This is a genomic window from Trueperaceae bacterium, from assembly GCA_002707365.1.
In the GTDB taxonomy this organism is placed as follows: Bacteria; Deinococcota; Deinococci; order Deinococcales; family Trueperaceae; genus UBA6957.
Genome location: PAMQ01000010.1, coordinates 147767 through 172986 on the forward strand (window position 1 = coordinate 147767; position 25220 = coordinate 172986).

The 25220-nt window shown below is 46.8% G+C and carries 24 protein-coding genes; 17 read left to right on the plus strand and 7 right to left on the minus strand.

The genetic code is table 11. The features are described from left to right. Positions 1-24: 24 nt before the first annotated feature. A complete protein-coding gene (locus CMO31_05010; protein ID MAZ53359.1) occupies positions 25-969 on the minus strand; it encodes a sulfotransferase in 945 nt (314 codons plus the stop codon). A gap of 15 nt (positions 970-984) precedes the next feature. Beyond that, entirely contained in the window at positions 985-1800 is an 816-nt protein-coding gene (locus CMO31_05015; protein MAZ53360.1) for a hypothetical protein, read from the minus strand. A 172-nt stretch (positions 1801-1972) separates the two neighbouring features. Between CMO31_05015 and CMO31_05020 the strand changes: the two genes are divergently transcribed. The 5 genes from CMO31_05020 to CMO31_05040 all read left to right on the plus strand — a co-directional run bounded on the left by CMO31_05020 (position 1973) and on the right by CMO31_05040 (position 7200). Beyond that, positions 1973-2845, plus strand: coding sequence for a xylose isomerase (locus CMO31_05020; GenBank protein ID MAZ53361.1), 873 nt, complete (start codon positions 1973-1975; stop codon positions 2843-2845). Between the two features lie 185 nt (positions 2846-3030). Beyond that, positions 3031-4008, plus strand: coding sequence for a phytanoyl-CoA dioxygenase (locus CMO31_05025; protein MAZ53362.1), 978 nt, complete (start codon positions 3031-3033; stop codon positions 4006-4008). A 371-nt stretch (positions 4009-4379) separates the two neighbouring features. Beyond that, positions 4380-4982, plus strand: a complete 603-nt coding sequence (locus tag CMO31_05030; protein MAZ53363.1) for a hypothetical protein — start codon at positions 4380-4382, stop codon at positions 4980-4982. Between the two features lie 226 nt (positions 4983-5208). Continuing rightward, on the plus strand, positions 5209-6324 hold the full coding sequence (locus tag CMO31_05035; protein MAZ53364.1) for a mandelate racemase/muconate lactonizing protein: 1116 nt from the start codon (positions 5209-5211) through the stop codon (positions 6322-6324). 252 nt (positions 6325-6576) lie between these two features. After that, entirely contained in the window at positions 6577-7200 is a 624-nt protein-coding gene (locus CMO31_05040) for a hypothetical protein (GenBank protein ID MAZ53365.1), read from the plus strand. 40 nt (positions 7201-7240) lie between these two features. Here the strand turns inward: CMO31_05040 and CMO31_05045 are convergent, their stop codons facing one another. From CMO31_05045 to CMO31_05060, 4 genes are all read right to left on the minus strand, one after another. Beyond that, entirely contained in the window at positions 7241-7897 is a 657-nt protein-coding gene (locus CMO31_05045) for a phosphoglycerate mutase (protein ID MAZ53366.1), read from the minus strand. Between the two features lie 441 nt (positions 7898-8338). Beyond that, positions 8339-9247, minus strand: coding sequence for a hypothetical protein (locus CMO31_05050; protein MAZ53367.1), 909 nt, complete (start codon positions 9245-9247; stop codon positions 8339-8341). A gap of 50 nt (positions 9248-9297) precedes the next feature. After that, on the minus strand, positions 9298-9801 hold the full coding sequence (locus CMO31_05055; protein MAZ53368.1) for a hypothetical protein: 504 nt from the start codon (positions 9799-9801) through the stop codon (positions 9298-9300). Between the two features lie 379 nt (positions 9802-10180). Further along, positions 10181-11011 carry an endonuclease gene (locus CMO31_05060; protein ID MAZ53369.1) on the minus strand — a complete coding sequence of 277 codons (831 nt, stop codon included), beginning with the start codon at positions 11009-11011 and terminating at the stop codon, positions 10181-10183. A 429-nt stretch (positions 11012-11440) separates the two neighbouring features. Here CMO31_05060 and CMO31_05065 point away from each other — a divergent pair, with 429 nt between their 5' ends. From CMO31_05065 to CMO31_05120, 12 genes are all read left to right on the plus strand, one after another. Then, a complete protein-coding gene (locus CMO31_05065; GenBank protein MAZ53370.1) occupies positions 11441-12922 on the plus strand; it encodes a hypothetical protein in 1482 nt (493 codons plus the stop codon). A 42-nt stretch (positions 12923-12964) separates the two neighbouring features. Then, positions 12965-13723, plus strand: coding sequence for a hypothetical protein (locus CMO31_05070; GenBank protein ID MAZ53371.1), 759 nt, complete (start codon positions 12965-12967; stop codon positions 13721-13723). 34 nt (positions 13724-13757) lie between these two features. Then, the gene (locus CMO31_05075; GenBank protein ID MAZ53372.1) at positions 13758-14510 is read left to right on the plus strand and encodes a hypothetical protein; all 753 of its coding nucleotides are present in this window, start codon (positions 13758-13760) and stop codon (positions 14508-14510) included. A gap of 13 nt (positions 14511-14523) precedes the next feature. Then, the gene (locus CMO31_05080; GenBank protein MAZ53373.1) at positions 14524-16110 is read left to right on the plus strand and encodes a hypothetical protein; all 1587 of its coding nucleotides are present in this window, start codon (positions 14524-14526) and stop codon (positions 16108-16110) included. A gap of 112 nt (positions 16111-16222) precedes the next feature. Next, positions 16223-16945, plus strand: coding sequence for a hypothetical protein (locus CMO31_05085; protein MAZ53374.1), 723 nt, complete (start codon positions 16223-16225; stop codon positions 16943-16945). Next, on the plus strand, positions 16942-17907 hold the full coding sequence (locus tag CMO31_05090) for a hypothetical protein (protein ID MAZ53375.1): 966 nt from the start codon (positions 16942-16944) through the stop codon (positions 17905-17907). Before CMO31_05085 ends, CMO31_05090 begins: the two co-directional genes overlap by 4 nt. Before the next feature lie 74 nt (positions 17908-17981). Then, complete coding sequence (locus CMO31_05095) at positions 17982-18761, plus strand: hypothetical protein (GenBank protein ID MAZ53376.1); 780 nt, start codon at positions 17982-17984, stop codon at positions 18759-18761. Between the two features lie 19 nt (positions 18762-18780). Next, complete coding sequence (locus CMO31_05100) at positions 18781-19713, plus strand: hypothetical protein (protein MAZ53377.1); 933 nt, start codon at positions 18781-18783, stop codon at positions 19711-19713. 134 nt (positions 19714-19847) lie between these two features. Next, on the plus strand, positions 19848-20765 hold the full coding sequence (locus tag CMO31_05105; protein ID MAZ53378.1) for a hypothetical protein: 918 nt from the start codon (positions 19848-19850) through the stop codon (positions 20763-20765). 384 nt (positions 20766-21149) lie between these two features. Beyond that, the gene (locus CMO31_05110) at positions 21150-22580 is read left to right on the plus strand and encodes a sulfatase (GenBank protein MAZ53379.1); all 1431 of its coding nucleotides are present in this window, start codon (positions 21150-21152) and stop codon (positions 22578-22580) included. A gap of 7 nt (positions 22581-22587) precedes the next feature. Further along, positions 22588-23439: a xylose isomerase gene (locus CMO31_05115; GenBank protein ID MAZ53380.1), complete on the plus strand. Its 852-nt coding sequence runs from the start codon at positions 22588-22590 to the stop codon at positions 23437-23439. A 204-nt stretch (positions 23440-23643) separates the two neighbouring features. Further along, entirely contained in the window at positions 23644-24702 is a 1059-nt protein-coding gene (locus CMO31_05120) for a hypothetical protein (protein ID MAZ53381.1), read from the plus strand. A 124-nt stretch (positions 24703-24826) separates the two neighbouring features. On the opposite strand, the gene CMO31_05125 is transcribed toward CMO31_05120, so the two are convergent. Then, complete coding sequence (locus CMO31_05125) at positions 24827-25213, minus strand: hypothetical protein (protein ID MAZ53382.1); 387 nt, start codon at positions 25211-25213, stop codon at positions 24827-24829. Positions 25214-25220: the final 7 nt, after the last annotated feature.

Consider the following 25220-nt stretch of genomic DNA (forward strand, 5'->3'; position numbering starts at 1 on the left):
TGATTTGAACCGGAGTAATACTATCTAGGGTGCTATCTCCTGAGCAAGGGCTCGTTGAAGAGCTATATACGACGGATACCCTAACTTTGGTGCCACCTCGGTGTGCCATACTTCGTCCATTTCTTTTATGACATCGGTTGGTAACTCGTATCGGTAATCACCGACACGACCTCGACGTACCTTGGAGGCATCACCCCCGGCAGGGTGTAGGCCTTGGCTGACCATCATCTCCCGCATTAGGAGATCGTTGAAGCGATCCCCGTGCTTGAGCATGAAGTCCAACGAGGATTGTTTAACAATCAGACTAAGAAGGGTTTCGTCAAGGGTTATGCCTAGGAAGGCCGCAATCCGCCGCACACTCGCAGGGGTATCCCGCTTCATCTCTTCGTAGCATAGGAGTAAGACATTGTTGTTTTGGCGGTGTTCCCACCATGAGATTAGATGACGCCAGTAACCCCCCTGGAACCGATCTGTAAGGTATATCTTCCTAGCAAAATCTGCGATGGATACAGAGTTAGCCTCGAACATCCAGTTGTTGAAAAAGTGAAAAAGTGAAACTACGGCATCCTTCGGGTCACGGATCGATACTAGATAGCGACCCCCTTTGGGGATATCGTCCCAACTTAAGTGGCTTTTATAGGCCCTGAACGCACCAATTTGTGGCGCTTGGAGGTTGAGACCTAGCGCCTGAGCGGTTTCGATCCAAGGCACCACCCGGGAAACGTCATCGAAATCCAGGTTGCCGTGGGTTTTTAAGCCGTAGACAATATGCTGAAGCCAGGTCGTACCACATTTTGCAAAAGGCGAGATAATAACGTCTGTTTTACAAGGCCGGAAGTTGAGGCCGTGCTCCTTACTGCTGTCCCATAGGGACTGGAACCCCGTATCAATTCTTCGCTTAATCATCTCCTCGAGTGAAGTCGGGCGGTTCAAGTGGTTCAGGCTAGGCATCTCTCTCTCCTGAGACATGGAAAGCGAATAATCTTAAGTCCCGAAAAATTCTGCGCGAAGTAGCTGTGCGGCTACTTCAACACCAAGTGGAGTAAGTCGAATTTGCCAGGTTTTTCGGTTACTCATATTGAGACAATTGCTATGAAGGAGAACGCCACGGTCTTGCAGTCGATCTAAGGCTTTTCCCAAACCCGTCACCTCGCTTTTAGAGGGCTCTCGCCCAAAGACCTCAAGGAAACTTTTTCCGCCAGGTGTCCCAAACCAATACTGGTGCCTTGGAATGTCGGGCCGTCCATCCTCGCGGTTGGCAAATTCCCTCTTTGAAAATCCAAGAGCCTTGAGGCGCACCCCCTCATGGTGTTTTTCATTACTAGCGCTATCAGGCCCAACCTTCAAAAAGAGGCCCTTCGCAGCCAGGCACTCCTTAATTTCCTTAGTAGCTTTTTTTCCCACACCATCAATGCCTATCAGGTCCTGTTCAGAGAGCTTCGTTAAGGCATCGACGGAACTAATCCCACCTGCTTGAAGCGAGTTTAATGCTCGGCTAGATAGTTCAAGAAATGTGATAGGTAGGCAAGAATTAGAGTGACTCAAAGTATCGATTTTACTGTTGTCGAAAACTTTGGAATCCACTGGAGGCAATGTGCGCCAATTGCTTGTTCCTGACTCGTGAAAATCTACAAATCGAAAACTCCCAGGGTTGCCCACGGTCCGTTCAAGTATCAGTTGAATAAGACGACGGTCAACTGCTGGTGTTAAGCTGGCGAAAATCTGCAACACTCGTTTCTGAAGACTACCGAGACCCCTAAGAGCTTTTTTCCATTCGGTGTCGGATGGGGTGCCTGTCATTACCCGATGATATCCTTTGTAGCTTAGAGAATGAAGGGAAATGAGGTTGTATTAAGCGGCAGGTCTTTGCCGTCAAATGCAACGATCAATACTACAGGTTATATTTGCTGCGATAATGGTATTGACGGACGGTGTCTTGAAAGAATTTGGGTCACACGTTCAGAGGGGGAGCATGGATAACAATAAGGTTCTTCTCACAATCTTAAATAGTATGGCCGGTGGCACAGTCGAGGAATCTTTCGACCAGCACCTCGCATGGAACCTACAGACCCTAGATCTGAAAGATGCCCTCTACGGTAAGACTGTTGAGCAGATCACTATTCCTGAGGCTGACCAGATTCTTCAAGCTGCGGAGAGCCGGGGGCTTAGCATTAATACCCTGTCTAGCGGCCTGTTTTATGGGGATATTGAGCAAGGTGAGGTTGCGTTCCGCGAGACGTATTTTCCTAAACTCAACACCCTCCTAAATAATGCACGAATATTGCAGCCCTCCCAAGTGCGCTTGTTAATGGCCACCTCGTCAAAGCGGGAAGGGATTCTAAACTCAATAGTGTATTTGGAAGCCCGGCACCCGTGGGTGTTTGGTGTTTATCAAGAAGCTGTAGAGAAGATTCACTCGGCAGGTTTCCATACCGTTCTTGAGAATGAGGTTCATAATTGTTTGTTTGCTAGAACTGATGAGATCGCAGGATTTTTTGAGCTCCTAGACTGTGGAGATGCTCTTTCATTAACTTGGGACGTGCAGAATCTCTGGCAGATGGGGACCTTTCCAAGCTTAAGTGTGTATAAAGTACTTCGGCCCTACCTCGGCATGATCCATGTTAAGGGAGGACGTACCGATGTTGCCGGGGGCGCCTTAAAGTGGAGATCTGGCCTTGAAGAAGCCTCTTGGCCAGTGATTGATATCGTTACCGAGGTCGTTGCTGATGGTAAATCACCAGTTATATGTCTCAACTCTTCGCACGGTGAGAGTACGCCGGAATACACGCCGGATTACGAGGGTGACCTGAAATTTTTACGCAGGAATGTAAAACAGATTGCGTAGAGTCAGGTGAACAATGAGCAGGCACCTCGTGCCTTTTTTTGAGATCCTTTATGCCCTTCTGAATATCCCAGCATTGCCTTCTTTCTAGGCCTTACTTTTGTCGTAATGAATCAAGCTATACTCATTAAATGAGGTAAGTTATTGCCATGGGTGATGCGTAAATTGTTGAAGGAAGGGAAAAAATAATGGAAGGTCTTAGTCGATCGCAACTGCAGCAATTTCGACAGGAAGGCTATCTCAAACTAGATGCACTACTTGATCCAGTCAAGGATCTCGATCCCATCATACTTGAGTATGATGGCGTCCTAGATTCCCTTGCGCAGAACCTATATGAAGCCGGCAAGATTTCCTCCACCTATTCAGACCTATCGTTTGGGGAGCGTGTAATCCGTATTTACGATGATACAGGAGAGTTACACGCCCAATACTTTGATTTTGCTCTTCCACAGGGAAATGTTAGGCACGATACACCTATGTGGCTGGGGCCAGCGGTATTTCGGGCTATTACTAATCCCCGCTTACTTGACAAGGTACAGTCTGTAATCGGTGGCGAGATCTATTCAAATCCCGTCCAACATGTCCGAATAAAGCCTCCTGAAAGGTACATAAGGAGTGAGACGAACTCGGTGGCTGGCTTGGTTGGGGTAACCTCTTGGCANCAAGATAACGGTGTAGTGCTCCCAGTAGCCGACGAATCAAATATCCTAACTGTTTGGTTTTCTATAACTGATGCCACGGAGGAACAGGGATGCCTGCAAGTGGTACCCGGTAGTCATAAGGAGGGGTTATTCACTCATTGCCCTGGTGGGCCAGGAGGGCTCGAGATTCCCGAACAACTTCTAGATCGTGCTCGAGCAATCCCTGTTCCGACGAAAAGGGGTGATGTGCTATTCCTTAATAAGCGGACGTGTCACAACTCGCTCAGCAACGTAAGTAACGACATTCGCTGGAGTTTTGATCTACGCTACAATCCCATTGGCCAGAACACTGGAAGGGAAGAGTTTCCGGGTTTTGTTGCCCGGAGTCAGCAAGATCCAGCAAGCGAACTAAAAGACCCAAAACATTGGGCTCAACTGTGGTACGAAACGCGCAAACGCTTGGCTGATGATCAGATTAAAGGTCCCTTCAACCGCTGGAAGGCAGATGTACCTGCATGCGCCTAAAAAATAAGTTTGAGGTAGAAAACTTAGTAAGCAGTTAAAAAAATCATTAATAAACGTAAATCGTTCCTAAATATAAGGACGAAGNTAGACGAAGCTAAGTGATGTTTATCAATGCTCAAATCATAAGAATCGTACGGTTATTCCGATTAGAAGCGGGATTCCGTGCAAAAGCCTCTCTGAATCTAAAATGTAGGCAACCAAGGCGGTTTCAAGAGGTTTCATAGGTTGCGGTACAGAGAAGTATTGCCACAACCCCAGTTGCGGTTGCGGTACTTAGTAACAGTGCCACAACCCCGGTTGTGCCGAGGCTACCTAATGTTTCGTGGAGTTTCGTACCACAACGAGTGGNATAACCCGTGTAGGCTGAAGATATGGGTAGAGCAGCAGCAACAGCTCGCAGGCTAGGAATTAGTGAAACAATGGTCCGACGACACATTCGAACTCTCGAAGAGGTACACGGGACCCTCCCTCGTGATTCACAGGGGCGAAGGTTCTATGACGACAAGGTTACAGACCAACTGTCGGATGCTTTGGACGCGGTGCGGTCGGGAGCAGTGGCATCGGTCCGAGAAGCGTTAGAGGGCACCCTAAACGGCACCACCTTAACAAAGCCCGTGGGACGTTCTGTAGGAGAAGGTCGTGTAGGTTTAGTGCTCCAACATCTGGAAAGTTTAACGACACAAATCCAGACGTTGACACAAGAAGTTAGCGATCTGAAATCACAAGTATCGAGTGAAGTTAGCGATCTGAAATCACAAGTATCGAGTNAAGTTAGCGATCTGAAATCACAAGTATCAAATCAACCTGATTGGGCTGACCCAGGTCAACGTATTACCTCATACAACACAGAGATTAAGCGAAGAATGCTGAATGAGATTAAGTGCAAGCTTCAAAACTTAAAAAGCCTCATTCCATCTTCCGTAAGCCTAATGCAGTCACTTAGACAGTTTCTCAATCGGGCTAACACCCCATAACACCTAATGACGAGNGTAAGCCAAAACGCTGGGGTCAAGAGATTATGTGTACACAGTTTTATTTGTATATTTGGTAAAGCGATATTCAAGCCTGGACGCCAAATAGTCGGCCAGGTATGAATTCGTATTGAGCCCTAACCTAGTCTCTTTATAACCCGACTGCTTTGGACGCTCAAAAGAGAGTCGGGTGCGTAAAATTCATAGTTTGGTTAAGATGAATAATCCTATGAAGATTAATCGAGTAGAAGCCATTGCCATAGAAGTGCCGTTGCCCAAAATTCATTCCGGAGCAACCTATACGATCCCGACAAGAAACACCATCATCACCAAAATCTATACGGACGAAGGGCTTGAAAGCGAAGTATTTAATGGTGATAACCGAAGAAGCGGTACAGAAGTGGCTCGTATTATTAATGAAGATATTGCTCCACTGATTTTTGGGGAAGATCCGACATGTAACGAGGCAATTTGGGCAAAGGTATTCACAATTACTAGGGCGCATACCCAAGGTGACCGTAAAAACCTCATGGAAGCGATTGCTTGTGTTGACACAGCAGTTTGGGATTTGAAAGGTAAAGCTCTAGGAATTAGCGTTAATAGACTCATGGGTGGCTATCGACAGAGAATTCCTATTACAGCAACTGGCGGATATTACCGAGAAGGACGCACAATCGAGAGTTACGCGGAAGAGATGAAATGGTTGATAAGTGTTGGTATGGGAGGATGCAAATTCAAAGTTGGTGGGTTGAGTCCGGAAGAGGACTACGAAAGGGTAGCTTCGGCCCGGGAAGGGGCTGGCCCCGAGTTCATACTCGGATGCGACGCTAACCAGGGATGGAATATCGATGAAGCGACCCGATTCGCAGAATTAGTGGCTCCTCTAAATATCGCTTGGTTCGAAGAGCCTGTCCATTGGCAAGATGATGTTCGCTCAATGGCGGAGTTACGAAAGAGAATTCAGATCCCAATCAATGCCGGTCAAAGTGAAATTACCAGTTGGGCTGTTCGCCGGCTTTTGGATGCAGGTGCTGTCGATTACGTAAATTTCGATATGTCTCACGGAGGGGGTCCCACTGAATGGTTACGTGCCGCTANCCTTTGTAGCTCCGTAGGCGTGAAGATGCTACANCATGAGGAGACTCACTTAGCAGTCCACACTCTAGCTGCAGTACCGAACGGACTTTATGTAGACTGTTTTCCTGATCCAACTCGTGATCCTATTTGGGACCGAATGATCATTAACAAACCGAAAATTTCTAAAGGCTTTATCGATGTTCCTCAAGGATTAGGTTTTGATATACAACTTGATTGGAACGAGCTCAGTAAATATATTGTCTCCTGAACTCCGCCTAGTTTTTATACCTAAAATCTTCTTAAAGCCTGTCTGTGAAGCAATCTAGAGCCTAAAGCGTAATGCTGTCTATAGGTATTTGTAGCTTAATTTATAGCTTCCTAAGCCCTATAACTCGACTAAAGTCATTGCTGCCACTCGGTGTTGACTTGTGTTGATATGAACGTATATACCCTAACCAATCGACTTGTTGCTGTGCCCCATTTCTTCAGCTATCATTATGACTCCATGTAGGCAGTAGTAATGATGTATGGAACGCAAAATATAGGAAAAAGTTATAATAAAAAAGTCATGAATTCACGAGTAATAACTCCTAAAATCAAAGACATTTTTCCTTCTCAGCGGCAGTTGTTACTTTGGATAGCGTCTAGTACAGGATTCAAGCCAGTACCACCAATCCTAGCTTTACAAGTTGATAACCCGGTTCAAGAGCTAAAAAAGGTTATAAGTAAAGATAAGCAGCTTTATGAAAAAAGTGTGTCTGGTGGTGAGATAGGCTATGTTTTTGAGGGCCGCAAGCATGTTCCGTGGTCTACTAAGCGGTATTTCGACACCAAAGCGACTGGTTTCCTTGCGAAATTGGCGAAGGAAAGGAAAGGAAAGGTAACACCTAGCGAAAGGGCGAATACGAGTAATGACCTTATTGCTCTCGAAAAGAGGGGGCTTATCAAAAGGTTGGACCGCAGGACTCACAAAACCACCAATAGGCACACCACTCATGTGAGGCTTACCGATAAGGGACGGTTTTACGTACAAGTGTATTGGGACTCGTATATTAATAGGGGCATGCTGGCTGCGCCGCCACCAATGTCGAACATCATGTGGGTAGTAGAAGGCTCCGAAGGTTTATACCGAAAAGAACCTTAATCCTGGGACTGACGACTAACCCTTTTTTCTTGACATTCTTCTAGTGCTTGTTGACGTGGCTGGCATCATTAACAGTCTGGACACGAACGTGCCCGTTCGTGATTTGCAGGCGAGTGATACTTGTGTTTTCGAAACGGAAACCCNAACCACCTTGAACACCCGAATCTCTACTCGTTGGCCTTCCTATTACACCAAAGAGAATAGCTCCGATACTACCGCCGTGAGCGACGGCCGCTATAACTCCTTGGGTTGGCAGTTCGTCCCGCCAGGTCCTTAATCTAGCCTGAAGGTCATCGCTCGACTCCNCACCCGGAATTCGGAGGTGATAAGGTCCGACAACCCCNCGGGCGTGTAGGGCCTTATCTTCAGGCGTAAGGTCAAGCCAACGCCTACCCTCGAAACAGCCCATATTGATTTCNCTCAGCCGAGACTCAGGACAAATGTCCAAAACGGTGGGAAAAACAATTTTCGCAGTCTGGTGGGCACGCTGCAAGTCCGAAGTATAGACCCTATCAAAAGTGGTCCCCTTTAACCGCTCATGAAGACTTTGAGCCTGTCCAACACCAACTTCATTTAACGGGATATCTGAACTCCCCTGAATGAGTCCTTTGGAGTTCCAGTCAGTCTCTCCATGACGAATTAGCCAAAGATCAAGCATCTCTCTATCTATCCTACATCTAGATTGCCAGAACCCCATCCAGGAAACGTAATGTTCATTCCCAGTGTTGAGCCAGANATTTTAATTGTTGGCGGGATTCTTGAATACGTCCATCGTAAACAACGCCGCTCCTGGCTGAACAGACTCTATTCGCCTGCGGATGTTGGTTTCGTAATACCCACGATATTGATGTGATCCTTCTTGCGCTGACGACTAACCCCAACAACTAGCTCACAGAACCGAGTTAAAGATTATATTACAGGTGTAATTGGGGGTGTTTCAGGACGTGAGAAAAGGCTAGAAGTGCCGTCCTGGCAGGCACTGGCAGGGTTTTAATATACTAAATTATTTCTTAATCATACCAAGGGTTATCGTTTCGTCTTCAGTTTTACAAGGACCAGGTGGGTTTGTCGTGCGAGGAGTTATAGCGACCTCAGTAGTTATTCCTCAGGAGGTCCTGTCTCAATACCAAATGCGTACCTAATTACGGCGTGCCGTTAGTGCCCCGAACCAAACTCCAACGAGAACTAAGGAACCACCCAGAACAAATAACCAAGTTATTCGTTCTCCAACGAGTGAGGTAGCAAGTACAACAGTAATCAGCGGAATAAGAACATTAATATATGAGGTGGATGAAGCAGTCCACCGTTTTAATACATATAGGTAAAGCAGGAACCCGAGAACTGAAGTACCGATCGCTAAGTAAGCAAGAATCCACCACATACTAGCTGTGCTTGGAAGTACCCAAGTTTCACCAGATAGCAATGAGACCCCAAGGATCATTACTGTGCCAATAGTTGTTGCTATTGCACTTACTGCTATTGGGTCTAACTTTGGGAACTGCTTCATGATAACAGTTGCTTCAGCCATGCATGCTGCAGCAAGCACTAAAGCCAGGAGCCTAATTACCGACACGTCACCACTGACGGTACCGCTGAACGCGATAGCTATACCGCAGGAGGCGACCAAGGCACTGATTAAATTACGAAGATTGATTGTCTCTAGGCGATGAAAGAAAGCAAAAAACAACGTGAGTAGCGGTACGACTGAAAGAACGATCGAATGCAAACTGGCAGGCGTTTTTTCAAGACCCCAATAGATTAAAACTTTGGCACCAACTCCGCCAAGAATACCGAAAAGCAAGCACGCGAGTAGAGCTCGGCCTCGTGGTAATGTACCTTTACGGAACGCAAGTAACACCCATAAAATTATTGCTGCTGGACCAAACCTTAATGCTGCACCCCAGAAAGTAGGCAGCTCAGCGTAGCTGAACCGTATTGAAACTGCTGTGCCCCCAGAAATGACTACAACAGCCACGAAAGCAACAAACGTAGGAGTTAAAATTGACCATAGGCCCGGCCATCTGTTTAGGCCAAATGATTTTGGCATAGTTAGGCTACAGTACTCTTTGATCTACCGCAAAAATTTGTGCCCAAGGATCACTCCGCAGGATGGGAGTCAATCTTGATTGCACCTTTTACGGTGGGGTCGAAACTAGAGTAGGGCCAAACTGTCGAGTCATCAAAGATGGCATAGGTTAAGACAGCACCAGCTAAGTCCGCATCGTGGAAGTTAGCCCCAATTAGGTTAGCTCGTGTGAAGTCAGTAAGCGTCGCTGATACGAAGTGTAGGTCAGCCTCTTGAAGATCGGCCCCAGTAAAATTAGCACCGGTAAGATCACCGTACGAAAGATTAATGCCACGAAGATCTGCACCCGTAAGATCAGCCCATGTGAGGTAGGAGTCATTCATTGCCGCTCCACTGAGATCAACGCCTCTTAGGTTCGCACAAGACCAAAATACGTTTAACTCCGGGTTTTNCCAATCTACGGTCCTGAGGATTTCGCATGGCCCAGTATCCATGTCATCTTGACGTGACTCCTCATCTCCAAATGTTACGCCCGAGGACAGAATAATAGCGGTGGTTACCGCTACCAAAATCATTCTTATAATGTGCAGTCGAAACGTCACCGGTTTCCTCCCTCTTTTAATTTGCCAGTGCACCCGCCGGAGAGCGNCAATTGAGCACTTGTCTACAGAGTCTCGTACTATAACCTGTTTCAGATACCTTAGAAACTTGAGGCCTATTGGGACAGGTATGTAAATCGGGTCATGCTGGCCGTGCCGCCGCCAATGACGAAAGTTATGGAGATAGTAGTGACAGCCTAAAATTTATTACGCTAATTACTCAAGTCAGCTAGAAGACATTGGTACCGATGCCTGTGTTCCAGTCCCTGAAGGATCTGNGTTAAGCATAGGTTGGAATTCGTAATTCATTACACGTAATCGCACTGGTTATTGTCTATACAAGGATTAGGCACATCTAGACGAATTGCAAATATCTCTTCTTTGCGATTTTGACTACCTCGTCAGGATTACGACGCCACCAATTTCGTTCGGAGAATATTTCGACTTCATGAAAGCCGTTGTAGCCGGTGGCCTCGACTAGGTTGCGGATCCGAGGGATATCGATAACACCATCACCCATCATTCCGCGATCAACGCGAAGATCAACCGTTTCTCTAAGCCAATCACATACATGAAAAGCTGATATTCGTCCCCGTGATCGTTCAATTTCACGTTCTAGATTTGGGTCCCACCACACGTGATAAACGTCAATAACTATGCTCAGTTCCGGGCCCACATCCAGCTTTTCAATCCAATCGTTAGCCTCACCGAGGGTTGTAAGACAGGAGCGGAAGGCTGAAGTCATGGGATGCAATGGTTCAAGGCCAATCGTTACGTCCCGTTCCCGAGCGTAGGGGAGAATACTAGCCAGCCCCTCTAGACAACGTTCGCGGGCACCCGTAAAGTCCTTAGAACCTTCGGGTATGCCCCCTGCAACGAAAACAACACAACGAGCCCCTATCTCAGAGGCTTCGTCAATAATGCGGAGGTTTTCGTCAATNGCCTTCCGGAATAGTTTCTGNTCATTATCCGTCAGGAGCCCACCAATACAGTAACCAGTGACGGTCATACCGTGGTTACGTAACATTCTGGATGCCTCCTTCAAGCCAACTTCACGTAACTTTGTGTGCGATACAGAGACACCCCGAATGTTGTGACGGGCATAGCCCTCAATAGCATCACGAAAGCCCCACTGTTCCCTAGTGGTGTACATGTTGATTGAAAGTTTAGTTAGATCGCTAGCCATTGCTTTTACCTCAAACGGTTTTTACCGTTACTTTAATCGAATGTTACCTGGCTTGCCGTAGAAAATGAAGTTGGGGCGTTCAAGCAATTCTTACTTTGGGCTGTAGTTGCCAAAAGGATCACTAAGATATTTTATGTACTTAGGATATCTAGAATTTGTTTAGAATGCCAGATAATGTTACGTCCATTATGTTGCATCTCGGGCGGCACTAATCCTCACCCGAGATGGCGTTGATCGAACCACACCTCTGGAATTAGGCACGTATTATCAGGNGGTTAACATTAACCAGAAAAAATATAAATTTTGCTCGATACGATATACGGCAAACCTAAATTATTAAACTAACGTACTTCTGATTAGGAAAAACACGACCGTTACACTAATCTATTATGAGGGTCACAACTAGTAGTTAACTACCTAGCGGGGCCCATGGGAGTAATGATGACAAAACCCAAAGGTTGGTGGACTAATCACCCGACAATTCTTAATGTAACTGTTGCGGGCAGTTGGGATTCTAATGGTGATGGAATCGGTGATTTCGAAGGCATAAGGCAACACCTGGACGATCTAGTAGCTATGGGAGTGTCTGGCTTACGCTTTCAACAGATTACCCGGTTTGACGATGATTTCGAGTGGTATGGACTTGTAGCTCAGGACTGGTTCGATGTCGATCCGCTGTATGGAACCATGAAAGACTTTGAGCGATTAATGAATGGCTGCCAAGAGCGTGACATCGCTGTGATGGTCATGGCCGTTCCAGAGTATTTAGGGTGGCAACACCCTGATTACCTAGCTGCTAGTAAGGCTCGGCGGGATGGTCTAAATGATCCTCGGGTTGACTGGTTTAGCTGGGAAGATGATGGGACTGTTGAAACGACCTGGGATCGACCGGCGCCAGACTTTGCGAATCCAGGTTATGTCGAAGCATACTTAGAGCACTTACGCTTTTGGATGGATAAGGGGGTACGAGGTTGGGATGTAGATGACCTTTACTCNTGGAAAAACCTGAATGTTGAGGCGCTTCGGGAGATCACAAAATGCGTGATTGAACGAGATGGTTTCATCTGTAGTGAGCACAGCACACTCGAAGATGACACCACACTCCGTGGTGGATTTAACGCAGGTACTGGCCTTCACCGTAGTGGTTTTTATAGGGAAGTGGACGCCATTATGGAAGGGAACGCTAACTATATTCGCCAAGGCTTGGCACGAAGAAAGCAGCTTATCCAGTACGGCATGTTTCCCTTTCAGCAATTTGGCGATGACATTTATGAACGATATTCAAGTAAAAATAAGCGTTTCAAGCGCCAACAGTTTCGATTGCAGGTGGCCTTTAATGCGGCACTACCAGATCAGGTTTGGGCTCTGGCTAACACCATTGCTTTCCCCACGAAGGCCCTCACCCCGCTACCAACCCCCCTCGGGGTGGTCTGTTGGGGACAACTTGATCACAGTGAAATAGCAAGACAGAAAAACAATCCCGAGTCACCATTTAGTTTTTTTCAGAAGATGTTTCGCCTCCGAGCAAACGAGCCAGCCCTTGGAATTGGTGACCTAGAGGAACTTCCTACTCAATTACAAGAATGGTTAGTAGCTTCACCAGAGTCCTCTGTTTATCGTTTAAGTACAGACACTGCACTATCGAAAGAGCCAAATAATGATATTGGTCAACACCAGCAAAGTATTTGGCAGACAACTTTTGCAGGCCTAAGGACTAGTGAGGACGGGTCCCAAAAGGCGGTAACGGTGTTCCATTTTTCAGCAGATCCGTGTCGGATTGAAGTGGCAGTGGGGAACCAAATCAAAACCCTGCGAAACTTCCTAAGTGGTGAGGTGATTAGCGCTAAGGAAGGGGTTGTTACCGTAGAACTTGGCCGATACGGATTTAAACTACTAGAGGTTATCGATTAGTGAGAGTTTTTTACAATGCCAGAAAATTTCTGGAGTGATTCTATGAGTAATCTTCAGAGCGACCGAGTTGGCAAAATCCCAATCTCCTGGTTTGAACCAAAACAAGACCCAGGGAGCCGCACTCTAGTCATCTGGATCCCAGGCTTTAGTGGAAGCAAAGAGGACATGAAACCCTATCTGGCTGACCTCACTTCAGCTGGCTTCTTAGCTCTCAGCTTTGATCCCCATCAGCATGGTGAGCGGATGGTGGATCCCTCACGNGAGGCCTTTACCAATCGCGTTCGAGGAAACCTTNGGCGGTATTTTTGGCCTATTTTAGNTGAGACTGCCAAGGANGCCTCGACNGTAGTTGATTGGGCNGTCAAGCATTTGGGCGTGAGAGAAGTGGCTGGTATGGGAGGTATTTCCGCTGGGGGTGATGCGTCCGTTGTTGCGTCCAGTATTAATCGGGACATTGCTGTAATAGCGACTGGTCTTGCTACTGCAGATTGGTTGAGGCCTGGATCGTTCGAGCCACCAGGGAAACCAGACGACACAGCCCAGGATCACTACGACCAATATAATCCACTGACCAACCTTGAATCTTATGAACATACACCTGCAATAAATTTCCAGGTTGGCGCAATTGATAGGCAGTGCCCACCTGACGGTGCGAGGCGTTTTATTGAGGCGTTACATAACAACATTTACAAGGATTGTCCAGAAAAACTTGAAGTCGAATTACACCAGGGTATAGCTCACGAGTTTACGGACGCGGCATGGCAGAACTGCCTGGACTGGTTTCTGAAGTATCTTAAATAAAATAGGTCGCTAAACTTCTGGAAGGAGCTCGGCCATGTCTACTGAATCAGCCCGTACTTTGACCAACAAAGAAAAGTACACATTCGAAAATGACGGCTATGTGATTTTACATGATGTCTTGCCGATTACTGAACTCGAAGCGTTGAACCGCGAGATGGAAATCCAGTATAGGGAGCGATTGAATGATCCTGAGATTTCATCGAACGAGGAAAAACGGAACCAAATTCATAGTCTAGGGAGTGACTCGGAACGGTCCCAAAATCTTGCGCGTGACTCACGACTACTATCTCTGATAAAGGATTTAGTCCGTCCTGGTATTGCGTTGTTCTCGGCAAAGCTTATCTCTAAAGGTCCCCACGAGCCAAATAACGTCTGTCACTGGCACCAGGATGAGGCATACTGGCATACTCACTCCCAAAGTGAATGTCGAATGTCCATTTGGATACCATTAAAGGACACAAGCAAAGAGGACGGTTGTTTGCGGGTAATCCCTGGGACACACAGGAAAGGCATCATTCCGCACCAACCACGCAGTTCACGTGATCACGGAGCTTGCCGTCTCAGTTTCCTGCCAGGGGAGCAAGAGTTACCGGGCACCGTATATTGTGAAATCTCTGCAGGGTCGATAGTGCTTTTCTCAAACAAGTTGTGTCACTCTTCTTTGGGTAATCACACCGGTCGCCACCGTCGAGCGTTCATTTTGACGTACCAAGAGGCAACGGTAAGCCACGGAAAAGATGGGAACTTCACGATACTTCCAGCTGATTCAACACAACCACTGAATTAGGGGGTCCGCTAACTTGATTGAACATCCCCGATCTATTAACGAAAAGGTATTCAACATTTGGCGTAGTCCTGGACGCTTCACAAAAAACCCAGATATCATTGCCCTCCCGAACGATCGAATGCTGCTCGTTTACAGCGACACAGATGCCCACTGGTCTCAAAAAAACCAGATCATAACTCTTCTTGCTAGTGACGATAATGGCCAAACTTGGTTCAAGCATCGAGAGATTGACGAGGCTGACATCACCAAAGGAGATTCAAGGCTTGTGACACCGCGTTTAAGCCTCCTTGATGACGGTCGTCTAGTGGTGATTTGTGATCATAATGACGACGGTCACTTCCACGAAGATCAAGGCCCAGGTAACTGGTTATGGTGGAGTGAAGACCTTGGGGACACCTGGGTTTGTCAGAAGGAAAATGGGATTCTCGGTTTCGAACCCGATCGGATTATCAATTTACCTGACGGGACTCTAGGCGTAGCAACTCACTTGATGCGTGGTGATACCCAGGAGTTTGCTGACGTCCTCTTCGTTTCGGAAGACAATGGGGACACTTGGCATGAACGGAGCACCATTGCCCACAACGGTTACCACCGGTTCTGTGAAGGAGCTATCGTGATCTTAGATGGGGGCAAATCACTAGCTTGTGTAATGCGGGAAAACCACTCTGGTGGTATTCCCTGCCTAGTTACTTTCTCTGAGGACTGTGGTCACAGCTGGTCAACCCCACAGCTTGCACCATTTGCATTACACCGGCCCTACGCAAAACAACTTGAAGACGGTCGAACACTAGTTACTGGGCGTCACGTTAATGGTGGCCTAGGATGCTACGCCTGGATTGGCGACTTGCGGGTTGAGGCTGGTACTCATGTTGTAGGAGGTCCTCGGCGCAAGTTCCACGCTGAGTTGACCAACGAGGCCCTAATAATTAACAACCGTCCCGAGCACGATTGCCGCTACACCATGTTGCCTCCTGAATCTAATTTCAGTGAGGTGATCTTTGAAGCCGATGTTAAAGTTACTGCTTCGAGCAATACTCAAGTAGCCTTCCTATCAATCTCCCGGATTGGTCATATAGTTACCCTTGCACCCCAAAAAATTTCAATAGGACTAAACGATAGTCACCTCCACGCACAGGTTGATCTGACCCGCTACCGCACAGTGCGTCTTCATCACCACCGCGGCTGGATGCGTGTTGAGGTTGACGGTGAGGTGCTACTTAACCGTTCCGTATATAGGGAGGAAGCTCCAGCCACTGATCACCATGGAGTCAACCCAGAACGTCGCACCCAGTTTGGCCAGATAGGTATTAGTGGGGAGAGTCGATGGAGAAGAATTTCGTATCAGGTGAACAATCCAACCCTCGATAACCACCATTGGTCGTGGGCTGCATCAGAAGGTCATTGGCCAGACCAATACCAGAGAGATCGATTGATTCAAGTACACGCTAACCATCCTGCCCAAAAACCCGATCATGGGTACTCCTCCTGGTTACCCCTACAAGATGGCCGAATTTTCCTTGTCGACTACACTAATTACCTGGATGTGCCAGGGACAAGTCATCTCGTTGGCGTGTACATAACACCAAACGACCTAAAGTGATAATTGTGTTGCAGAAAGAGTCGTTTTCACGTACACCGTAATTCCAGCCTGAAAATAGAGTTCATACGTTTCGTGTTCTTATTGCCAAAAGTCGTGATACCGTTGGTCGCACATGGAGTACGTATGTTTGGCAGCAGGACGCGGTACGCGTATGGGTAGCTTGAGCCGCTATCTACAGAAATGTATGTACCCCATTGGTCTCCACCCGTTTCTAGAATATTCGATTCGTAATCTAGTGCTGCATTCTGACTTTAACCCCGATGAAGACTCCTTAACGCTTGTAATCGGTCATCATCAAGAACAAGTTAGGTCATATTTTGGGAGCGAGTATCAAGGCTTGAAAATTCGTTATGTTCAACAGCAACAACAGCTAGGTACTAGTCACGCTATTCATCTTGCTTACGAAACGCTTCTACCTACTAGTTCTATCATCGCTTGGTTAGCAGACCTTTATGTTCCGATCGAATTATTCGATGAAATTCGGTCACATTCGAGTGATAATGTTCAAACACTCGCGATGGCAACTCCTGGTACTTCCTCCGAAATTCAGGTGACGGTAGAGAAAAACATTGTCACTCGCTCATGGAAGGGGTCCAGTGGACTTGTAGATATTGGGCTATGGAAACTAGCACCCGATATTTTAGGCGCAATGATGGAGCGTCATGAGGGAGAATACCGAATCATGCCGAATCTTCAGCATGCCATCGAGTCCGGTAAACAGATCGTGGCCTTGTTTGCTGAAGAATGGGTACATTTGGGTGGTAACGAACCAAGCACAAAAGATAACCTGCGCGCGGTAATCGAACGAGTACTTGAGTTGGAGCAGAGTACGTGATTGTTGCTAAGGTTCCTCTCCGCATTCCTTTAGCGGGAGGACTAACTGATCTTAAGCACTACACACAAGACTTTGGCGGGGTCACCCTCAGTACCACAATAAATAGGCACGTGTACATCATTATTAAAGAAAGCTACTATGGTTTCACTGACCTTCATTACCAAGATAAACATGAACGGGTTGATACTATTGACCAAATACGTAATGACCTGATTCGTGAATCTTTACGGCTTACTGGTCTAGAAAACACCCCATTACAACTTAATGTATTAACCGACTTTCCAGGTGAAAGTGGGCTTGGGGGTTCAGGCGCGATCACGGTAGGTTTACTTCACGCAATGCTTACCTTTCAGGGTAATACGGTTACACCTGAGCAGCTCTTTACTCAAGCTGCCCAGATCGAGGTAGAAATTTTAGATGGAGCCTCGGGCTATCATGATCCCACAATTTGTGCAATTGGCGGGTTTAAATTGATCGAGTACCACGGGAATGAGATCTTGTCCCGAGACGTTACTATGAGCGAAAGAACCAAAAAAGAATTTGTTAATAAGTTATTACTCTTTTACAGTGGTCGGCACCAACCTAGCAAACCATCTCTAAACATACTTAGTCGCCAACTTCCTGATGCGTATGAGGTACTGCATGAGATGAAACAGTTGGCTTACAACCTCGAACAGGCTTTCGGAGTTGGTGACTTGTCCAAAATCGGAGAAACTATTGGCCAACAGCAAAAGTTGAAGCAGCAACTCCCGGGACATTTCCGGGATGAATTTGTTCTAAATGTCACTGAGCGTGTGCAGCAGGCTGGTGGTTATGCCCAGATTCCTGGTGGCAAGATCAGTGCTTTCGTGATCGTGTGTTGTCCCAAAGGGAATGTTGACGAGATTAGAGCTGCTCTGCCCGACCTACAAGAAGTACGATTTGAGCTAGCAACTGAGGGATCCCAGGTCCGACAATTCTAATTACGCTAAAAAATCATTCTAGGCCGGCAACAGAATCGCCAGCCCACCTTATGTTGGATTGAAACGACAAACCTGTGGTCCCAATATGGTTACCAAAAAACATCGACACAATTAATTCCATAGATTTCCTAATGAAGAGAAGGTTATCCTCAGGTAGGAAGGGCGGTACTTTTTTAATGACCGACATAGCTAAGGCTAAGGCTCACATTGCCAAGATCGGTCAAATGCTTTTCCAACGGCGATTAACCGATGCGGCGGGTGGAAATGTGAGTGTTCGAGTTGATGACGTTATGTGTATGTCACCTAGTTACAGTGGTAGCAAACGCCAATGGGAGCTCGAGCCGGACCAAGTGCTAGTTGTTGGAATGGATGGGAAAATTCTCGAAGGAGACGGAGAAGTTTCGCGTGAGACGAACGTTCACGTGACTCTAAATGCTGAATTTAGCGATTACGGTAATGCAGTTATCCATGCTCACCCACGCAACCTATTGGTATTTGCCGCGTTAGAAGAGTCGATGCCCCCAGTGCTGGAAGCCAACCTCAAATTCGGCGAAATTCCGTGTGTACCGTATGCCCCAGCTCATAGTCCAGACCTAGCTCGACATGTGGCGAACGGAATACGCGGTCACGAAGAACGCATTCGAAAGCATGCTTTCGGAGTAATTGCACCGTGGCACGGCCTTTTTCTAATGGGTAAAGACTTAGATGCCGCTTTCGATGCAGTAGAACGTTTTGATACCAATGCTAGAGCGATACTAATGGCCCGAATGACAGGCCGTTCCGATAAGATTGAAGAGAAGCGAGAAGCTCTACAGCAAATTGTCAAAGTTCACGAGCAGGAACACAAGGTCTAGAGTCAGGCCTTTTTGATTCGTGATCATTACTTTTACTGGCAACACATCTTTAGATCACATTCTGTTCGTGCCCGAGATCCCTACTAGCGGTACTGTTAGGGCATCCCGTGCATTCGAGAGTATGGGTGGCAAAGGTACGGACGCCTCATGGATCCTTAGTAAACTCGGGATTCCGAGTCTCGCTCTCGGGTTTATTGCTGGTAGAAATGGCGAGCGGATCAAAGAAATGCTTCAGGAACAAAATGTCGAGACGGACTTCGTGGCTGTTGAAGGTGAATCGCGCCGTAACGTTGTGATTATTAATGAGAGTGATTCTCAGCAAGTGACTTACACTGCACCCTCCCTTCAGGTAGAAACCAAACACATAGAGAAGCTCTTCTCAAGCTATAAAGTTGCTCTCAGTAGGGCCAGTTGTGTGGTTTTAGCCGGCACCTTACCCAACAATGTGCCACCAGATCTCTACACCGAAATTATTGAACTGGCCCGCGCTAAGAGAATTCCTGTAGTGTTTGACGCGAGCGAACCATTCCTATCCGCAGGACTTGCTGCTGGACCTAACTTCGCCAAACCAAATCTCCCAGAATTAGAAGCCCTTGTAGGGCACCCACTGCCAAATATTGACGACGTACACACAGTAGGTCGCGAGCTTCAACAACGTCATGGCACTGCATTAATTATTTCATTAGGAGACCAAGGAGGCCTTGCAGTACTACCGAATCTAACGTACCGGATACCGCCAATTACCGTCGACGTAGTAAACTCTTCCGGGGCTGGCGATGGGATATTGGCCGGGTTAGCTTATTCACTCTCTGCAGGCATGTCGATAGAAGATGGACTTAGACTCGGTTTCGGAATCGCTACAGCAGTGTTGCTTTCACCACGTACAGCTGATTTTGATCCCACCGCGAGTGAACGGTTCCACGCCGAAATAGATCTCATCCCAATTAAATAGTGAAGCGTCCTAACTCACTACAAAACCCAGCAAGATACCCTTTACCCCCAAACCCTAAACGAACCGATATGACTTCCCGCTACGCGTTCGTTACGCTCCTGATGATGAATGACAGTTATCTACCAGGAACCCTCATGGTAGCGTACGCCCTTCGTCAGCAAGCAGTAACAGCAGACCTTGTCTGTATGGTCACAAGTGAAATTTCCGAATTTGCCCGAGAAGCCCTCAACATTGTCTATGACAAGGTGATTGAGGTCGATTCAATCTTTGTTCGTTTTGACGGTAAACGCAAGGTTCCTCCATTCGCACCCTTCATGATGACGCGACTGAATGCCCTCCAATTGGGTGTCGGAGGAGAACTAGGATGTACCTACGACAAGGTAATTACTGTAGATGCTGACGTCCTACCCTTGGCCAATTACCAGCACCTATTTTCCCTAAACGCACCAGCGGGGATCATTAACGAACACAAGGACCATTTTCTTGGTCCGGGCATCACAGGTTCTCACAAGGTTACCGAGGAAATTAGTCGCACCGGAAAATGGTACTGGCATGATGTATACGAGTCGATTTGCCCGCACGGTCACCTGATCCCGAAGCAAATTACTGACCGGGTTCATATAGACAAGGCGAATATGGGTGTTAATGGTTCTATTTTTGTACTAATACCAGACCAGGCAGAGTTCTACGATATCCAAGCCGATCTTGCCACTCAGAAGACTAGACGACTAATAAATTCTTCTATGACCTGGCCCGATATGCAGTACTTGACTATGCGCTGGTCAGGACGTTGGACCAACATAGATTTACGGTTCAGCGGTTTCAAGGGTTACCCAAGCCTGGAATTACTTTTCGGTACACACTTTGCTGGCCTCAAACCATGGAACTTCAATAATCGATCTATCAGGTCATACAGCAACTTCCCTGACTTTCAATTGTGGTTCCATACTTATCAAACTATGTTGGAAGATTATCCTAAACTCAGGAGCATTAAACGGCTAGCTACTTTAAGTTCAAACATAGACGAATTATTAATGACTACGGAACTATAAGTTAAGACCTAACAATCTCAGGAACCGGAGTTAAACCCACATAAGGTCACGGTTTGCATCTCAAAGCCTTGACGTAAAGGAAGAATACGCAATCTATTTTTAAGGTTACCTAGAATTATGCACGCCAAGTTTTTGCTCTGGTGAGGGTAGTGTTGGTGGCCAAGCTGCAGAAATTTGTAGGTTAAAGAATTTCAGTAGAAAATACAATACGAAGTGAGATTAAGCCAAAAGCATATTGATACAATAGATCCCATAGTTATAGGTTTGGGTTCTAACCAAAGAGCCTTAGAGACTCGAAACAACTTTTTGGCAGTTTGCTCTCGAGAGAAACTCAGGGTTTTCTAGCATGTTTTAGAATTATTAGCCAAAGATAGGGAGACCAGGATGAGTGCACGCCAGCCGCCGAATATCGTTCTTCTGGGTATCGATTCGTTACTCGCCACCCACTTGAGTTGCTATGGCTACCCAAAGCAAACCACGCCACACATAGACCATTTTGCCGAAGGTGGCGTCTTGTTCGAAAGGACCTATAGTCCCCACATACCGACTACTAGTGCCTACGCATCTATGCTTACGGGAATGGATTCCTTTGGCACACAAGTTGTTGCACTTCGCCATCAAGGGCCTCTTCGCTCCGAGGTTTTAACAGCGGCAGAAATCTTTCGCGATTTCGGTTATGACACTAGTTGTGTTGGTTTTACAGGTAATCCTAGCTCCCGAGGGTTCGACCGGTATTTTGATTACCCCGCGTGGGATTGTCCCCCAGAGGGTCGCATGCATAAGGCGCACGATCTAAACAAAGTAGCTATACCCGAGCTTGAGCGCATGGCTGGCAATGACCAGCCGTTTTTCCTCTTCTTGAGGCACATGGATCCTCACTCACCATACTTGCCTCCTGAGCCTTACGACCGGATGTTTTACCATGGTAATGAGTTCGACCCAGCTAACAAATCTATGGATCCCGTTTGGGCGTTCAAACCAATGTCAACCTATTTTTCGACCTGGATGCCAAAGGGAGTTACCGATAAAAACTACATAATTGCTCAATATGACGGCGCAATAGCCTACATGGATGCCTGTATCCAACGAATCTTCACAACTTTAGAAGGACTCGGCATCTTGGATGAAACTATCATAGTGATTAACGGTGATCACGGAGAAACTCTTTATGATCACGAGTGTTGGTTTGACCATCATGGTATTTACGACGTTACGTTGCATGTCCCATTGATATTGCGTTACCCAAAGAGAATTCCAGCAGGTGCGCGAGTAAAGGGCTACAACCAACACAAGGACCTACTTCCCACTTTGCTTGACCTGGCAGATTTAGAACAAAATAAAATTGACTGGCCTAGCGACAAGCGTTTTGACGGACACAGCCTAATGTCTTTGGTGGAAGGTGAAGAAGCCTCATTTGACAGCGAGTTTTACATCACCGAATGCACCTGGATGCGTAAGCATGGTTGGCGCACACCCGAATGGAAACTTATCCAAGCACTCGAACCCGACTTTCACTTTAAACCTGAGATTGAACTCTACAACCTCGTTAAAGATCCAGGTGAGAACCAGAACTTAGCAGCTAAGGAACCCGAAATGGTAGCTCTTCTCACTTCAAGAATGGAAAGATGGATCGCGAAACGTGAAGCTGAGACAGGTTTTACCAACCCTATGTATACCCAGGAAAATTGGCATGGCAACAGTAATGTTGGAACGTTCAAAACTTCTCAGGAGGCATACGAAACGTTGTTCATCGGCGCAGTAAAGGATGGGGAAAGACTTCAGGCAGGTGAAGTAAATAACGATGAGGAGGAGTGAGTTCCGAATGAAATTAGGTGCAAATTCTGTTCTTTTTGGTAACGACAATATGGAAACGACTTTTAAGTATTTATCTATGGCTGGTTACGATGGGATAGAGATGGGTGCTATTCCTCAAATGGCGGACCATCTAGACCTTAGCTGCTGGCGTGATCAGGTTGACGAAATTAGAAGGCTTAGCCAAACTTATGGATTAGAACTACTGGCGATGGAGCAACCACAACAAGACCCAGACCTTATGGAACAAGCATTCCAGGCTGCTGTTGAGATCGGCATTCCCATTATTAATGTTGGGCCTGGTGGGACATCTGGTGAAAAGGAGAGTCTTCAGCAATCTATTGACTCTTTGGGTCAGTTAGTAAATCGAGCTGAGCACTACGGTGTGACTCTTTGCGTCAAAGCGCACGTCGGAGCCGCAATCTATAACACCCCAACGAGCCTTCAAGCCCTAGACGCTATTAGGTCACCAGCCTTCGGTTTAGACATGGATCCATCTCACATTTACCGAGCTGGTGAGGATCCGGTAGAAGCTCTCAGGGCAGTAATAACGCGCATAAAGCATGTACACATACGTGACTGCAAAACTCGGCAAGATGAGATGGACGCAGCGACTGCAGCGCAATTACAGACTGCTGCAGGTCATGGCCCAGGTGAACCACCTGACCAAGCTAATGGTCGGGGTGACATAGATCTTCTGGGATACATAAGAACCCTTCATGAACACGGCTACACTGGACCCCTCAATCTGGAGGTAATTGGAACGCGAGCTAAAGGTTACACAACAGAACAGTGTTGCGTTATAGCTGCCGAAGCGCGTGGGCACATGCAGAGTTGTCTTCAAGCCTGCGGTGCTCGCTAGAAAAAATCTTTGTTGAGCATGACGATTAAAGCACTAACTTTTCCTAATGGAAGTGTTTTTTGTGCACAGTGCAGTTGCCTTATCGTCGTTTATTGCTCAGTGGAAAGTTGGTTGTGTTTCTTCAATCGAGTTAACGACGGTGCAAACGAAAGGATTTTTTATTCACTCTAGATCTCTTTAGAAAGATTGCCTGAAGGAGAAAATATGACTGAACAGAACCCCGTTAAGGTAGGAATCACAGGACTAGGGCGAAGTGGTTGGAACATACACGCTAACGCTATCCATGAGCTTCCGAATTTATTCCGAGTTGTGGGCGTGTGTGACCCGGCCCCAGAGCGTCAGAAGGATGCTAAAGACAGATTCGGATGTACCACATATGCCGAATATGATGATCTCGTCAAGCAGGCTGATATTGAACTCATGATTGTGGCAACTCCAAGTCATCTCCATAAAAAGGACGTGATTGCTGCTCTTCGTTGCGACAAAGACGTTATGGTTGAAAAGCCAATGGCTAGCGACCTAGCTGGCGTTGATGAGATGATCTCTGTCGCTAATACAACTGGTCGCATGCTGACAGTCAACCAAAATCGGCGCTGGCAGCCAGATTTCCTGAAGGTAAGGAAAATCATTGCTTCAGGCGTTCTTGGACGTACTATTGAGGTCCGCATTAGAAGCGATCGTTTTGGTCGACGTTGGGACTGGCAAACCCTAAAGCAGTACGGTGGAGGCGAGCTAAATAACTCGGGTGCTCATTACATTGACATGGGTCTACTCCTATTCGATGATCCTAGGCCCAAGGTTTTTTGCCACATGGAATCAACTTCGTTTTATGCTGGCGATGCAGAAAATCATGTCCGAGTTCTTCTTACGCCGGAAGCCGGACCGCTCGTAGATGTGGCTATCACTACCCATCAGTCATATCAGGAACCAAGTTGGGTGGTTATCGGGACTCGTGGTTCCCTGGTCTGTATGGGCAAAGAGATTCGCTGGAAGTTCTTGAGTGACGATACTGTACCCCCCATGTCGCTCGCTACAAAAGCAACTGACGGACGAAAATATAATCAAGAACAACTTCCAATGACAGAAGAGATCGTAGATCTAAGCGATGATTTCAATAGGTTTAGTCAAGGTCATGGTGTTCTGGATCTTTACCGTTCACTTTACAAAACTCTTCGGCATGGTCAACCATTAGCTATTACACCTGAAAGCGTGAGAAGGCAAGCAGCTGTACTAGAGGAGTGCAGGAAAATTTGTCCTGTTTAGCTCCAAGAAAAAATACAAAATCTAGTTACTAACTCAAATATCTAAACTAAATGCCGTTTTCGATACTTAGGGAATTCACTCTAATCTGTTATCCAGAGTTTGATGCCACTCCATTAGCTTGGCGTTACCGGTATGAGTAGGTATTAAGGCCTGATTTTTCTAAACTCTCAGCCGGCCAAGAAGCGTAGCAGATTCGGGCATCACCCACCACAACGTCTACCGCTTTTACTGGAACGTCAATTTCGCCAGGAAAATCCTTAAAACGTTTATCTTCAGGATTTGCAAAACGTTTTGTCTCCCTGTCGTGTGCTACTCCAGTTTGGTGCAAATCATGTCGTTTCCGGTGGGTGCCAGGTAACAATCTTAGACAACCGTTTTCCCGGGAGGTGTTATCCAAATAGTACATCAGGAAGATCATTGGTGGCATGTCACTGTAAGCACGCGGGTCGTTCCACATGAAACAGTCCTGGTGCCAATAAAGTTTTGGTCCACCAGGTGGCTTGCTTATTATGACAGCT

Excerpts from the sequence above, each read along its gene's own strand:
- CMO31_05010 (MAZ53359.1), bottom strand. The coding sequence starts at position 969 with ATGTCTCAGGAGAGAGAGATGCCTAGCCTGAACCACTTGAACCGCCCG.
- CMO31_05015 (MAZ53360.1), bottom strand. The coding sequence starts at position 1,800 with ATGACAGGCACCCCATCCGACACCGAATGGAAAAAAGCTCTTAGGGGT.
- CMO31_05020 (MAZ53361.1), top strand. The coding sequence starts at position 1,973 with ATGGATAACAATAAGGTTCTTCTCACAATCTTAAATAGTATGGCCGGT.
- CMO31_05040 (MAZ53365.1), top strand. The coding sequence starts at position 6,577 with ATGATGTATGGAACGCAAAATATAGGAAAAAGTTATAATAAAAAAGTC.
- CMO31_05050 (MAZ53367.1), bottom strand. The coding sequence starts at position 9,247 with ATGCCAAAATCATTTGGCCTAAACAGATGGCCGGGCCTATGGTCAATT.
- CMO31_05075 (MAZ53372.1), top strand. The coding sequence starts at position 13,758 with ATGTCTACTGAATCAGCCCGTACTTTGACCAACAAAGAAAAGTACACA.
- CMO31_05085 (MAZ53374.1), top strand. The coding sequence starts at position 16,223 with ATGGAGTACGTATGTTTGGCAGCAGGACGCGGTACGCGTATGGGTAGC.
- CMO31_05105 (MAZ53378.1), top strand. The coding sequence starts at position 19,848 with ATGGTAGCGTACGCCCTTCGTCAGCAAGCAGTAACAGCAGACCTTGTC.
- CMO31_05110 (MAZ53379.1), top strand. The coding sequence starts at position 21,150 with ATGAGTGCACGCCAGCCGCCGAATATCGTTCTTCTGGGTATCGATTCG.
- CMO31_05115 (MAZ53380.1), top strand. The coding sequence starts at position 22,588 with ATGAAATTAGGTGCAAATTCTGTTCTTTTTGGTAACGACAATATGGAA.
- CMO31_05120 (MAZ53381.1), top strand. The coding sequence starts at position 23,644 with ATGACTGAACAGAACCCCGTTAAGGTAGGAATCACAGGACTAGGGCGA.